At 73.5% G+C, this 11,655-nt stretch carries 13 protein-coding genes; 3 read left to right on the top strand and 10 right to left on the bottom strand.

Translation table 11 applies throughout. The features are described 5' to 3' along the window. Window positions 1-122: 122 nt before the first annotated feature. The 5 genes from ACLJOU_RS44000 to ACLJOU_RS43980 form a co-directional block, all read right to left on the bottom strand. Window positions 123-674, bottom strand: a complete 552-nt coding sequence (locus ACLJOU_RS44000; RefSeq protein ID WP_410575230.1) for a DUF4262 domain-containing protein — start codon at window positions 672-674, stop codon at window positions 123-125. 87 nt (window positions 675-761) lie between these two features. After that, on the bottom strand, window positions 762-1,517 hold the full coding sequence (locus ACLJOU_RS43995; protein ID WP_410575229.1) for a YebC/PmpR family DNA-binding transcriptional regulator: 756 nt from the start codon (window positions 1,515-1,517) through the stop codon (window positions 762-764). A gap of 41 nt (window positions 1,518-1,558) precedes the next feature. After that, complete coding sequence (gene pdxT, locus ACLJOU_RS43990) at window positions 1,559-2,176, bottom strand: pyridoxal 5'-phosphate synthase glutaminase subunit PdxT (RefSeq protein WP_410575228.1); 618 nt, start codon at window positions 2,174-2,176, stop codon at window positions 1,559-1,561. Between the two features lie 187 nt (window positions 2,177-2,363). Next, window positions 2,364-2,684 (bottom strand): AzlD domain-containing protein, encoded by a 321-nt coding sequence (locus ACLJOU_RS43985; protein WP_410575227.1) that lies wholly within the window; start codon window positions 2,682-2,684, stop codon window positions 2,364-2,366. Further along, complete coding sequence (locus tag ACLJOU_RS43980) at window positions 2,684-3,376, bottom strand: AzlC family ABC transporter permease (RefSeq protein ID WP_410575226.1); 693 nt, start codon at window positions 3,374-3,376, stop codon at window positions 2,684-2,686. The genes ACLJOU_RS43985 and ACLJOU_RS43980 overlap by 1 nt, the downstream gene beginning before the upstream one ends. 69 nt (window positions 3,377-3,445) lie before the next feature. On the opposite strand from ACLJOU_RS43980, the gene ACLJOU_RS43975 reads away from it, so the two are divergent. Next, the gene (locus ACLJOU_RS43975; RefSeq protein WP_410575225.1) at window positions 3,446-4,009 is read left to right on the top strand and encodes a helix-turn-helix domain-containing protein; all 564 of its coding nucleotides are present in this window, start codon (window positions 3,446-3,448) and stop codon (window positions 4,007-4,009) included. Here the strand turns inward: ACLJOU_RS43975 and ACLJOU_RS43970 are convergent. Further along, window positions 4,006-4,923, bottom strand: a complete 918-nt coding sequence (locus ACLJOU_RS43970) for a GlxA family transcriptional regulator (RefSeq protein WP_410575224.1) — start codon at window positions 4,921-4,923, stop codon at window positions 4,006-4,008. The genes ACLJOU_RS43975 and ACLJOU_RS43970 overlap by 4 nt on opposite strands. 71 nt (window positions 4,924-4,994) lie before the next feature. On the opposite strand from ACLJOU_RS43970, the gene ACLJOU_RS43965 reads away from it, so the two are divergent. Then, a complete protein-coding gene (locus ACLJOU_RS43965; protein ID WP_410575223.1) occupies window positions 4,995-5,330 on the top strand; it encodes a cupin domain-containing protein in 336 nt (111 codons plus the stop codon). Between the two features lie 4 nt (window positions 5,331-5,334). Here the strand turns inward: ACLJOU_RS43965 and pdxS are convergent, their stop codons facing one another. From pdxS to ACLJOU_RS43950, 3 genes are all read right to left on the bottom strand, one after another. Beyond that, on the bottom strand, window positions 5,335-6,258 hold the full coding sequence (gene pdxS, locus ACLJOU_RS43960) for a pyridoxal 5'-phosphate synthase lyase subunit PdxS (RefSeq protein ID WP_410575234.1): 924 nt from the start codon (window positions 6,256-6,258) through the stop codon (window positions 5,335-5,337). An 87-nt stretch (window positions 6,259-6,345) separates the two neighbouring features. Then, entirely contained in the window at window positions 6,346-7,329 is a 984-nt protein-coding gene (locus tag ACLJOU_RS43955) for a DUF5937 family protein (RefSeq protein WP_410575222.1), read from the bottom strand. Between the two features lie 29 nt (window positions 7,330-7,358). Then, window positions 7,359-8,801 carry an FAD-binding oxidoreductase gene (locus ACLJOU_RS43950; protein ID WP_410575221.1) on the bottom strand — a complete coding sequence of 481 codons (1,443 nt, stop codon included), beginning with the start codon at window positions 8,799-8,801 and terminating at the stop codon, window positions 7,359-7,361. Between the two features lie 125 nt (window positions 8,802-8,926). Here ACLJOU_RS43950 and ACLJOU_RS43945 point away from each other — a divergent pair, with 125 nt between their 5' ends. After that, the gene (locus ACLJOU_RS43945) at window positions 8,927-11,035 is read left to right on the top strand and encodes an elongation factor G-like protein EF-G2 (protein ID WP_410575220.1); all 2,109 of its coding nucleotides are present in this window, start codon (window positions 8,927-8,929) and stop codon (window positions 11,033-11,035) included. Window positions 11,036-11,136: 101 nt separating this feature from the next. Here ACLJOU_RS43945 and ACLJOU_RS43940 read toward each other — a convergent pair whose 3' ends face one another. Next, window positions 11,137-11,643: an XdhC family protein gene (locus ACLJOU_RS43940; protein WP_410575219.1), complete on the bottom strand. Its 507-nt coding sequence runs from the start codon at window positions 11,641-11,643 to the stop codon at window positions 11,137-11,139. Between the last annotated feature and the right edge of the window lie 12 nt (window positions 11,644-11,655).

The raw sequence follows: 11,655 nt of genomic DNA, 5'->3' as shown, positions 1-11,655 counted from the left end.
CAACGACCGCGCGAACACCTCCGGCTGGCGCGCCATGGCTCACCTCCACCGGCCAGCCTCGCGATCACCAGCTCGGATGTCCACGCGACACGGTTACCACGTCAACGTTCCTTGCCGAGGCACTAGGGACCGTCGACGCCGGGGGTCCAGCTCTCGGGGTCGCCGCTCTCGGTCAGCACCGGCTGCCACCGCGCGAAGCCCTCGGGCGCGTCCGGGTGCCACGGGAACTTGCCCTCCGGCGTCGCGACGATCAGCTGCAGGGCCGGGAAGTCGCCGTCCGGGTAGATGAGGAACGCCGAGCCGAAGTACTCGGGGTAGTGCCCCTTGGCGACGCGCTCGAGGACGACCGGGACGCCGTCGAAGAAGTCGTCGTAGCGCCGGCCGACCTCGAAGATCTCGCCGTTGGCCGCGCGGTCGACGTAGGCGTCGAGCAGCACCTGGCCCATCTGGCCGGGCAGCCCGACCACGACCGCCTCCGGCACGTTGTGCAGGGCCCACGCGCAGGCGGTGAAGCAGTAGCCGGCGCCTTCGTCGTCGGGGGCGACGGTGATGACCGCGTTGCCGCGTTCCTTGGCCTGCCCCTCGATCCATTCGATGAGGCGCACTTCGTCCGCGGACAGTTCGGCGGTGATGTCGGCGGCTGCGGCGGGGGTCGTCGAGGTCACGGCGCACATTGTGCCTGACGGGGGTGCCCGAAGCCCAGTGCCCGGGCCGGAAAGTTTCCGGCCCGGGCACGAAAGCGCTGCGGTATAAGGGAAAACTCAGCCGACTTCGGCGAGCACCTCGTCCGATACATCGAAGTTGGCGTACACGTTCTGGACGTCATCGCAGTCTTCGAGGGCGTCGATCAGCTTGAAGACCTTCTTCGCGCCGTCCGCGTCGAGCGGGACGCTCACCGACGGCAGGAACGTCAGGTCGGCCGACTCGTATTCGAAGCCGGCGTCCTGCAGCGCCTTGCGGACCGGCACCAGATCGGTCGCCTCGGAGACGATTTCGAAGCTCTCGCCGAGGTCGTTGACCTCTTCGGCGCCCGCGTCGAGGACCGCCATGAGGACGTCGTCCTCCGCCGCGCCGCCCTTGGGCATCAGCACGACGCCCTTGCGGTTGAAGAGGTAGGCCACCGAACCGGGGTCGGCGAGCGAGCCGCCGTTGCGGGTCAAGGCGGTGCGGACCTCCGACGCGGCGCGGTTGCGGTTGTCGGTGAGGCACTCGATCAGGACGGCGACGCCGTTCGGGCCGTAGCCTTCGTAGGTGATGGTCTGCCAGTCGGCGCCACCGGCCTCTTCACCGGCGCCGCGCTTGCGGGCGCGCTCGATGTTGTCCTGCGGGACCGAGTTCTTCTTGGCCTTCTGGATGGCGTCGTAGAGCGTGGGGTTGCCGTCCGGGTCGCCACCACCGGTGCCCGTGCGGGCGGCCACCTCGATGTTCTTGATCAACCGCGCGAAGAGCTTGCCGCGCTTCGCGTCGAGGTTGGCCTTCTTGTGCTTCGTGGTGGCCCACTTGGAGTGGCCGCTCATCTCTCCTCCATCTGTTCCGTACCCCGGCCGGGCACCGCGTCTCAGGCAGCCTGTCGCACGAGGTCGACGAACAGCCGGTGCACCCGCACGTCGGGCGTGAGTTCCGGGTGGAACGCGGTCGCCAGCACCGCCCCTTGCCGGACCGCGACGATCCTAGCGGTGTCCGCTTCGACACCGGGCACGCCGCTGACCGTGGCCAGCACCTCGACGCCGTCACCGGCCTTCTCGACCCACGGGGCCCGGATGAACACGGCGCGGACGTCCCCTTCGACACCGGCGAAGTCCAGGTCCGCCTCGAAGGAGTCGACCTGCCTGCCGAAGGCGTTGCGCCGGACGACTACGTCGAGCCCGCCGAGCTGCTGCTGGTCGGACCGCCCGTCGAGGGTCTGCCGCGCGAGCAGGATCATCCCGGCGCACGAGCCGAACGCGGGCAGCCCCTCGGCGATCCGCGCCCGCAGCGGCTCCAGCAGCTCGAAGGTCTCCAGCAGCCGCGACATGGTGGTGGACTCCCCGCCGGGCAGCACCAGACCGTCTACTTCGGACAGCTCGGCGGCGCGGCGGACCGGCGTGGCCCGCGCACCCGCTTCGGCCAGCATCGCGACGTGCTCGCGCACGGCACCCTGCATGGCGAGCACACCGATGACCGGTTCCGACGACACCCGACCTCCCGAAAGACCTTCCCACCAGCCTAGACGCACCGGCCCGGCGCCTTCCCGGCAGGTCAGACCCGCCCCCACCCCCGGCCCGTCGCCCCGAGCGCCCCAATGTGGCCTTCGTTGCGTCTCACGCACCGAAGGCCGCCTTGGGGCGCTGACAATGGGCCAACAGCGGAGTGTGAGTGTCTGGTCAGGGGACGCCGGCGAGGCGCAGGAGGGCGGCCGTGGCCGCGGCGGCCACCACCACCAGGGCGAACGGGGCCTTCCGCCACGCCAGGACCCCCGCCACCAGCACACCGGCGGGGCGGGCGAAGCCCGCGAAGCCGTGGCCCTCCGTCAGTGCGCTGACCGCGACCAGGGCGGCCAGCAGGACCACCGCCGCCAGGGCCATCAGCCGTTCCGCCTTCGGGGTGAGTTTCACCCGGCTGCGCAGCAGCGGTCCCGCGAAGCGGAAGGCGAACGTGCCCGCCGCCAGCACCGCCGTGGCGATCAACAGTTCCGTTCCGTCCATCAGTGCGCCTCCTGCGGTTCGGGGTCCTTCGCGGCGACGCCCGCCACCACCCCGGCCAGCGCGAGCAGCACCGGCAGCCCGGCCGGCAGGAACGGCGTCGCGGCCAGCGCGACCAGCACCCCGATCAGCACCGGCAGCCGGGCCGCCTTGTCGCGCAGGGACGGCAGCACCAGCGCCAGCAGCACCGCCGGGAAGGCCGCGTCCAGGCCGAACGCGTCCGTGTCGCGGATCGCCGTCCCGGCGAACGCCCCCGCGACCACGCCGATGTTCCAGCAGGCGAACAGGCCGATCCCGCACGCCCAGTACGCCGCGCGGCGGCGGTGCGCCTCGCGCTGGGCCAGCGCGAACGCTACCGATTCGTCGATCATCAGGTGGCTGCCCGCCAGCCGGGCGGCCCACCGCTTGCCGAGCACGTCGCCGATCGCGAAGCCGAACGGCAGGTGCCGCGCGTTGGCCAGCAGCCCGGCGAGCACCGCGGCGAACGGGTTGCCGCCCGCGGCCACGATCCCGACGAACATGAACTGCGACGCCCCGGCGAAGACCAGCAGCGACATCAGCATCGGCAGCCACAGCGGGAAGCCGGAGCTCACCGCGATGGCACCGTAGGACACCCCCACGAGACAATCGGCGAGACAGACCAGGCCGATGTCGCGGGCCAGGCCCCGATCGAGTGTTCGCCATATCGAACGCATGTGTTCTATGGTGAACACAGGCCCCCGTGTTCGTCAAGGCGAACAGAACGACCGATGGAGCGAACAGCCATGTCGCAGGAAACGCCGGGCGCGCCGCTGGAGATCATCGCGGCCTCCCTGCGCCGCGAACGGACCCGCGCGGGACTGTCCCTGACCGAGGTCGCCCGCCGCGCCGGCCTCGCCAAGTCGACGCTGTCGCAGCTCGAGTCCGGCACCGGCAACCCGAGCGTCGAGACGCTCTGGGCCCTCGGCGTCGCTCTCGACGTGCCGTTCTCCCGGCTGGTCGAACCGGACCGCCCGAAGGTCCGGGTGGTCCGCGCGGGCAAGGGCCCGACGGTGTTCGCCGAACACGCCGACTACGCGTGCACCCTGCTGTCGGCCTGCCCCACCGGCGCCCGCCGCGACATCTACGTCGTCCGCGGCGAGCCCGGCACGCCCCGGCGTTCGGACCCGCACATGACCGGGGTGGTCGAGCACATCGTGCTGTGCGCGGGCCGGGCGCGCATCGGCGTCATGGACGACCCGCAGGAGCTCCTGCCCGGGGACTACATCTGCTACCCCGGCGACGTCCCGCACATCTTCGAAGCCCTCGAGCCGGGCACGTACGGCGTCGAAATCTCCGAATACGTCTAAGGGGCCCGGAACGCCCGCCGGTACGCCCCCGGCGTGGTGCCGACGCGCTCGCGGAAGCGACGGCGCAGGTTGACCGCCGAGACGAGGCCGACGCGGGCCGCGACGGCCTCCACCGGCAGGTCCGTCTCCGCCAGCAGCGTGCGCGCCGCCGCCACGCGGCGGGACAGCAGCCACGCGCCCGGGCTCGTCCCCAGCCGGTCGGCGAAGCGCCGGGCCAGCGTCCGCGGGGAGACGTTCAGCCGCGCGGCCAGCTCGGCCACCGACAACGGCGTCCCGAGCCGCTCCTCGGCCCACGCGAGGAGGGCGGCGAGTTCGTCGCCCGCCGGTTCGCGGCCGCCGTCGCGGTGCGGTGGCAGCACCATGTGCCGGGCGAGCCGGGCGGCGTACTCGGCACCGTGGTCGCGCCGGACGAGGTGCAGGCACAGATCGACCCCGGCACCCGCGCCGGCGCTCGTGGCGACGTCGCCGTGGTCGACGTACAGCGCGCCGGGTTCGACGCGCACCCGCGGGAACTCGCGCGCCAGCTGCTCGGTGCGCGACCGGTGCGCGGTCGCCGACCGGCCGTCCAGCAGGCCCGTGCGGGCCAGCGCGAAGACGCCGGAGCAGATCGAGACGAGCCGCGCGCCGCGGGCGTGGGCCTGCCGCAGCGCCCGCCGCACGCGGGCGGGCAGCGGCGCCTCCACCGGCGCCCAGCCCGGGATGAGCACGGTGTCGGCCGACTTCAGCGCCTCGAGGCCGTGCGCCACGGCCATCGCGTACCCGGCCGTCGTCGGCACCGCACCCGGCGTCTCCGCGCACACTTCGAACTCGTAGTGCCGCGGGAGCCCGGCCCGCGGGGTGCCGAACACCTCGGCGGCGACGCCGAGTTCGAACGTCGACTGCACCGGCCGCACGAGGGCCACCACGCGATGCATGGCAGGAAAGTACCCCACGGTGTCGCTCCGGACGCTGGTCCCGCACCGGCGGCGCCGGGCACGGTGAAGCCATGCACCCGGAAATCCTCGCCCAGGCGGGCTACGCATCCGCATCCGTCGCCGACGCCCCCGTCCGGAACCTGTTCCCGGGCGTCCGGCTGCGTCCACTGTGGACGGGCGCGAACGGCGCCCACGCCGGCGTCCTGGAGATGGACGCGGGCAGTTCGTGGCCGCGGCGGGACGTCCACGAGCCCGGGCCGGAAGAGGTCTACGTCGTCGCGGGCACCTTCGAGGACGGCGCCCGCAGCTATCCGGCCGGGACGTTCCTGCACGCCCCGGCCGGGAGCTGGCACGTGCCCGCCAGTGCCACCGGCTGCACGCTGTTCCTCTTCTACCCCGAGGGTTAGGGCCTCACCAGCCGCGCTCGGCGAGGCGGTGCGGCTCCGGCAGCTCCTCGACGTTGATGCCGACCATCGCCTCGCCCAGACCGCGCGAGACCTTGGCCAGCACGTCCGGGTCGTCGTAGAACGTCGTCGCCTTGACGATCGCCTCGGCGCGCTGGGCCGGGTTGCCGGACTTGAAGATGCCGGAGCCGACGAACACGCCCTCGGCGCCGAGCTGCATCATCATCGCCGCGTCGGCCGGGGTCGCGATGCCGCCCGCGGTGAACAGCACCACCGGCAGCTTCCCGGCCGCCGCCACCTCGCGGACGAGCTCGTAGGGCGCCTGCAGCTCCTTGGCCGCGACGAACAGCTCGTCCTCGGGCAGGTTCTGCAGCCGCCGGATCTCCTGGCGGATCTTGCGCATGTGCGTGGTCGCGTTGGAGACGTCGCCGGTGCCGGCCTCGCCCTTGGAGCGGATCATCGCCGCGCCCTCGGTGATCCGGCGCAGCGCCTCGCCGAGGTTGGTCGCGCCGCAGACGAAGGGCACGGTGAACGCCCACTTGTCGATGTGGTTGGCGTAGTCGGCCGGGGTGAGGACCTCGGACTCGTCGACGTAGTCCACGCCGAGGGACTGCAGGACCTGCGCCTCGACGAAGTGGCCGATGCGGGCCTTCGCCATCACGGGGATCGAGACGGCCTCGATGATGCCGTCGATGAGGTCGGGGTCGCTCATCCGGGCGACGCCGCCCTGCGCGCGGATGTCGGCGGGCACGCGCTCGAGGGCCATCACCGCGACCGCGCCGGCGTCTTCGGCGATCTTGGCCTGCTCGGCGGTGACCACGTCCATGATCACGCCGCCCTTGAGCATCTCGGCCATGCCGCGCTTCACCTTGGCGGTGCCGGTGACGGACTGGACGGTGCCACTGGAGGGGGTGGTCTGCTGCTCGGACACGACGAGGCCTTTCGACACGAAACCGGGGGTTACCCTCCGAGGGTAGGTCCGCGGTGGACCCTCCAGGCAGGCCAGTACGCGGGTATCTCAGGAGTCCACTTCCGGCGTGCCGGCGACCAGGACCTCTCCTGCCTTCGTCCGTGCGTACAGCACGTGACGTCCGGCACGGTGCCCGCTGACCAGGCCCGCGGCCTTCAGGACGCCGAGGTGCTGCGACACGGCCCCGGCGCTGAGCCCGGTCCGGCGGGCCAGCTCCGCGGTGGACGCCGGCGCGGCCAGTTCGGCCAGCAGCATCGCCCGGCCGCGGCCCACCACGGCGGCCAGCGCGCCGGGCGCGGTGGCGGTGCCGGTCTCCCAGAGCGTGGCGATCCCGCGTGGCGGGTAGCGCAGCACCGGCTGCCAGCGCGCGTCGGTCTTCGAGAACACCCGCGGCCAGACGAACGCCGAGGGCACGAGGACGAGGCCGCGCCCGTCGAGCGGGACGGCCGCGTGCAGGTGCCGGTGCGCAACCGTGAGCGTGCCGCCCTGCCAGCGGACCAGCGGGGTCAGGTCGTTGAACAGCTCGGCCGCCCCGCCGCGGGCCAGCAGCCGGGACCGGTGGAGCACGTCGGCCTCCAGCAGGGCCCGGATCCGCGGCCAGTCCGGGGCCAGCACGAGCTCCCAGTACCGCTCCATCAGCGTCGCGAGCCGCTCCAGCCCCGCTTCGGGCTCCCGGTGGAGGCGGTTCAGCGCGGGCGAGCGGGGCCCGCCCATCGCGTCCAGTTCGCGCCGGACCAGGCGGGCGGCCACGTCCCGCAGGTCGGCGAGCTCGTCGGCCAGTTCGGGCAGCGGCGTCGACGGCGTCCCGGCCAGGAACCCGGGCAGGTGCCGCCGCGGGACGAGGTCGCGCAGCAGGCCGATGTCCAGGCCGGCCTCGGCGAGCGCCGCGGTGGCGCGCTTGATCCACGGCAGGTGCAGCGCGTGCTCGCCCGGCGAGTTGAGGACGCGGACGCTCGCGACGATCTCCCACGCCGGGGAGAACGCGAACCGGGTGTGCGCCAGGTCCTCTGTGGAGAACGCCAGATCGAGCACGGCTGCCTCTCTGCGGAAGTCCGCGCAGTCTAGGTCGCTCCGATGTGGACAGTCGAGCGGGGGGCCGCGAGTCCCTGCGGGAACGCGAAAACGCCGTGCGGGTCGTACCGCCGGGCGACCCCGCGCAGCCGGGGCAGGTTCACCCCGTAGTACGCCCGCGCCCAGTCCGGCATGTCCGGGTCGAGGTAGTTGACGTACCCGGTCGTGCCGAACTCCGGCCCCAGCCCGTCGCGCACGTCGGCCAGCGCGCGCCGGGCCTCGGCTTCGCCGCCGTCCTCGGGTGCCGCGCCGTGCAGGAACTGGAAGCTGGCCAGAGCGGACCGGTGGGGGAAGGCCGTCTCGCGCGCACCGACGCGGGCGATGGCGCCGCCGGCGGAGTCGATGAGCGTGCCGACACCCGGCGCGCGGGTCAGGACCTCGACGACCGCGGCCGGGTCGCGGACGGGCCGCAGCAGCATCCGCGAGGTGCCGACGTACGCCGCCCGCGCCGCCACCGCGCCGGCCCGGGACTCGTGGTCGTCGAACGACCGCAGCGCGCTCAGGTGGTCCTGCAGCCGCGCCTCCCGCCCGGCGGGCGCGGTGCCGACGCGGCGGACGAGGTCGTCCAGCAGCGGCTTCAGCCGGGCTTCGGTGCCGAGGAACGTCCCGCTCGTCTCGGCGGTCGCCGCGCCGAGGTTCACCACCGACCACAGCTCGTCCGGCATCCCCGGCAGCCATTCCTGCCAGCCCGCCAGCAACGCCGCCTGCGTCCCGGCGGGGAAAGTGAGCTTGTAGGTGACGACGTCGGCGATCGGCACGGTCGAGAAGGTGAAGCCGGTGACGATCCCGAAGTTGCCGCCGCCCCCGCCGCGCAGGGCCCAGAACAGGTCGGGTTCCGCCGTGCGCGACACCGTGCGCACCCGGCCGTCGGCGGTGACGATCCGCGCCGCCTCCAGGTGGTCGCACGTCAGCCCGTACTTGCGGTCGAGGAGGCCGACGCCGCCGCCGAGGGCGAGCCCGGCGATGCCGACGGATTCGCACGAGCCGGCGGGCAGCACCCGGCCGTGCCCGGCCAGCGTGGCCGCGATCGGCCCCAGCCGGGCGCCGGCGCCGAGGTGCGCGCGGCCGTCCGGGCGCACCTCGATGCTCGAGAAGCGGCTCAGGTCCACCACGATCCCGCCGTCCACAGTGGAATAGCCGGGATAGCTGTGCCCGCCGCTGCGCGCCGCGACCGGCAACCGGTGCCGCGCGGCGAACTCGACCGCCGCCTGGACGTCCTCGACCCGCGCCGCGCCGACGACCGCGGCCGGCATCCGGTCGTCGTACATCGTGAAGAAACCCTGCTTGGCCGCCGGGTAACCCGGGTCGCCCGGCCGGAACAGCGGCCCCGCCAGCCGCCTCCGCAGCCGCGCCCAGTCGTCCGGCGGCGGCCACGCCCCCAGGCCCGCCACCGGTACCGCCCCGGATATCCGCAGGAAAGTCCGCCTGTCCATGCCGCTCCCCTCCCCGCCCCCGGGGCATTCGGCTGGTCCCGGGGGTCCTGCCTTGCCGTGACCAGGGTAGCGGGTGTGTGATCGAGGACACATCCCGTACACCAGCCGTTCGCCGAGGAGTCGTCATGGCAGACAAACAAGCCAAGAACGCCGACACCGGGGCCGCCGTCGCTGTGGACGACCCCGCCAAGGTCCGCAACGTCGTGCTCGTCGGCCCGGCCGGTTCGGGGAAGACCACCCTCGCCGAAGCCCTGCTCGCCGCCTCCGGCACGGTGCCGCGGGCCGGCTCGGTCGTCGACGGCACGACGGTGTGCGACCACGACCCGGCGGCGGTCCGCCAGCAGCGCTCGGTCGGCCTCTCGGTCGCGCCCGTGCTGCACCGGGGCCACAAGATCAACCTGATCGACACGCCCGGGTACGCGGACTTCGTCGGGGAGCTGCGGGCCGGGCTGCGGGCGGCCGACGCGGCCCTGTTCGTCGTCAGCGCGTCCGAAGGCGTCGACGCGGCGACGGTCGCGGTGTGGGACGAGTGCGCCGCGGTCGGGATGCCGCGGGCGGTCGTCGTCTCCCGGCTCGACCACCACCGGGCCGACGCGATGGCCGAGATCGCCGCCTGCCAGGCCGCGTTCGGCGCCGGCGTGCTGCCGCTCTACCTGCCCGCGGGCGACGGCCTGGTCGGGCTGATCACCCAGCGGTACTTCGACTACTCCGGCGGGCACCCGCCGAAGATCGGCGAGCCCGACCCGGCCGACCTCGAGCGGATGGCGCAGGCCCGCAACGAGCTGATCGAAGGCGTCATCGCCGAGAGCGAGGACGAGTCCCTGATGGACCGGTACCTCGCCGGCGAGGAAATCGCCGAGGAAACCCTCATCGCCGACCTGGAGACCGCGGTCGCGCGCGGGTCGTTCCACCCCGTCATCCCGGTGTGCTCGACCAGCGGGGTCGGCCTGGCCGAGGTGCTCGACGGCATCGTCCGCGCGTTCCCCTCCCCGCTGGAGCACCGGCCGCCCGACGTCACCACGCCCGAGGGCGGCGAGCACGCCGCGCTCACCGCCGACCCCGCGGGCCCCCTCGCCGCCGAGGTCGTCCGGACGGCGGTGGACTCCTACGTCGGCCGGGTGTCCCTCGTCCGGGTGTTCTCCGGGACGCTGCGCCCGGAACGGCCGGTGCACGTGTCCGGGCACGGCCTCGCCGAGCGCGGTCACGAGGACCACGACGCCGACGAGCGCGTCGCGCACCTCTACTCCCCGCTCGGCTCGGCCCTGCGGGAGGTGCCCTACTGCGTCGCGGGCGACCTCTGCGCGCTGACGAAGGTCGGCTCGGCCGAGACCGGCGACACCGTCTCCTCCCCCGACGACCCGCTGCTGATGGAGCCGTGGGCGATGCCGGAGCCGCTGCTGCCGGTGGCGGTGGTCGCGAAGACCCGCAGCGACGAGGACACGTTGGCGCGCAACCTTTCCCGCCTCGTCGCCGGCGACCCGACGCTGCGGCTGGACCGCAACGCCGAGACCGGCCAGCTCGTGCTCTGGTGCATGGGCGAGGCCCACGCCGACGTCGTGCTCTCGCGGCTGCGCGCGGGCGGCGCCGACGTCGACACCGAACCGGTGAAGATCAGCCTGCGCTCGACGTTCGCCAAACCGGCCAAGGGACACGGGCGGCACGTGAAGCAGTCCGGCGGGCACGGCCAGTTCGCCGTCTGCGACATCGAAGTCGAGCCGCTGCCGCGCGGCAGCGGGTTCGAGTTCGTGGACAAGGTCGTCGGCGGCGCGGTGCCGCACCAGTTCATCCCGAGCGTGGAGAAGGGCGTGCGAGCCCAGCTGCAGCGCGGGCTGGCCGACGGCCACCCCGTGGTCGACGTCAAGGTGACGCTGGTGGACGGCAAGGCGCACAGCGTGGATTCGTCGGACGCGGCGTTCCAGACGGCGGGCGCGCTGGCCCTGCGGGAGGCCGCGGCCAACGGGCACATCACGATGCTGGAGCCCCTGGAGGAGGTGGCGATCCGGCTGCCGGACGAGCACCTCGGCACGGTGCTGGGCGACCTGTCGTCCCGCCGCGGCCGGGTGCTGGGCACCGAAGCCGGCGACGGCGGCCGGACGGTGATCCGGGCGGAGGTCCCGGCGACGGAACTGGTCCGGTACCTGATCGACCTGCGCTCGATGACGTCCGGCACGGCGACGTTCACCCGCCGCCACGCCCGCTTCGAGCCGATGCCGGAAGGAATGGCGGTCCACTAGCCGGGACTCGCGTGACCGGGCTCGTGACTCGCGTGCTCAGAACCGGAACTCGCGTGATCCGAGGCGGTACGGCTTCGAATCACGCGAGTTGCGGGAACCGGCTAGGCGAAGTCGAAGCCGCCGGGGCGGTCGTTGCGGTCGGCCAGGAGGCCCGCCAGGGTGGCCAGGGCGATCTCCGGCGGGGTGCGGGAGCCGATGTTCAGCCCGACCGGGCGGTGCACGCGGGCGATGTCCGCCTCGGCCACGCCGAGGCCCCGCAGGGCCGCCACGTGCGGGCCGGGGTGACGCGGGTTGCCGAGCACGCCCACCCACCGCGGCTTCCCCTCGAGCGCCGCCTTGAGCACCGGCCCCAGCTCGGGCCGGTGGTGGTCGGTGACGACGACGTCGGCGGACGCGTCGAGCGGCGGCAGCGTCGTCTCCGCCCCGATGCCCTCCGGGACGTCGGTCGCGCGCGCGGCGTCGGGCTCGAAAAGGGCCACGTGGTAGCCGAGGTCCTTGGCGAACTTCAGCAGGTACCTCGACACCGGCGACGCGAACACCGCCACCAGGGTCCGCAGCCCCGGGTCGGCCGGGGCCGTGCCGTGGGCGACGTCGCAGGTCTCACTCATGCGCCCAGTGTG

This window comes from Amycolatopsis sp. cmx-4-61 (assembly GCF_046548775.1).
Taxonomy (GTDB): Bacteria; Actinomycetota; Actinomycetes; order Mycobacteriales; family Pseudonocardiaceae; genus Amycolatopsis.
This window is presented reverse-complemented; position numbering and strand designations above follow the sequence as displayed.

Bases quoted from the DNA above. Each gene is read 5' to 3' on its own strand.
- ACLJOU_RS44000 (WP_410575230.1), bottom strand. From the start codon at position 674: ATGTGCGCCGTGACCTCGACGACCCCCGCCGCAGCCGCCGACATCACC.
- ACLJOU_RS43995 (WP_410575229.1), bottom strand. From the start codon at position 1,517: ATGAGCGGCCACTCCAAGTGGGCCACCACGAAGCACAAGAAGGCCAAC.
- ACLJOU_RS43985 (WP_410575227.1), bottom strand. From the start codon at position 2,684: ATGGACGGAACGGAACTGTTGATCGCCACGGCGGTGCTGGCGGCGGGC.
- ACLJOU_RS43980 (WP_410575226.1), bottom strand. From the start codon at position 3,376: ATGCGTTCGATATGGCGAACACTCGATCGGGGCCTGGCCCGCGACATC.
- ACLJOU_RS43975 (WP_410575225.1), top strand. From the start codon at position 3,446: ATGTCGCAGGAAACGCCGGGCGCGCCGCTGGAGATCATCGCGGCCTCC.
- ACLJOU_RS43970 (WP_410575224.1), bottom strand. From the start codon at position 4,923: ATGCATCGCGTGGTGGCCCTCGTGCGGCCGGTGCAGTCGACGTTCGAA.
- ACLJOU_RS43965 (WP_410575223.1), top strand. From the start codon at position 4,995: ATGCACCCGGAAATCCTCGCCCAGGCGGGCTACGCATCCGCATCCGTC.
- ACLJOU_RS43950 (WP_410575221.1), bottom strand. From the start codon at position 8,801: ATGGACAGGCGGACTTTCCTGCGGATATCCGGGGCGGTACCGGTGGCG.
- ACLJOU_RS43945 (WP_410575220.1), top strand. From the start codon at position 8,927: ATGGCAGACAAACAAGCCAAGAACGCCGACACCGGGGCCGCCGTCGCT.
- ACLJOU_RS43940 (WP_410575219.1), bottom strand. From the start codon at position 11,643: ATGAGTGAGACCTGCGACGTCGCCCACGGCACGGCCCCGGCCGACCCG.